This is a genomic window from Lactobacillus sp. UMNPBX15, from assembly GCF_002553785.1.
Taxonomy (GTDB): Bacteria; Bacillota; Bacilli; order Lactobacillales; family Lactobacillaceae; genus Lactobacillus; species Lactobacillus crispatus.
This window is the reverse complement of the sequence record NZ_PCYV01000111.1, coordinates 1-368: the sequence shown is the minus strand read 5'-3', so window position 1 is coordinate 368 and position 368 is coordinate 1. Positions and strand designations below refer to the sequence as shown.

The 368-nt window shown below is 38.6% G+C and carries 1 pseudogene; it reads right to left on the bottom strand.

The features are described 5' to 3' along the window. Positions 1 to 368 (bottom strand): annotated as a pseudogene (locus CP366_RS10510) (ABC transporter permease); the annotation flags it as partial.

Genomic DNA, 368 nt, shown 5'->3' with positions numbered 1-368 from the left:
CCTGGTTTGACGAAACTGATTTTTTCTCCGATGTGATACTTATTTTTTAGCAAATAAGAAAGAGCAATTTCTTTATTGTTTTCTGGGAAATGGCCCTTAATTCATAGCTTGAGAGATTATTTGACTGAGAGAATACCCGCAAGACATCTTGCTTATTTTTGACTTTTACATCTTGCAGATAGCCAAAGGTAGCCTGCTTAATTTCAGGGAGATTTTGAATGGTTGCTCGATCAGTTGAATTAATTCCGTAGTTGGAACTAACGGTGACATCGGCTAAATTGTGCTTAGTAAAAAAGTCCGCACCTGTTGCACGCATATCGGGGCCGGCTATTTTTAGTCCTACGAAGGCAAAAGTACCTAAACCAATT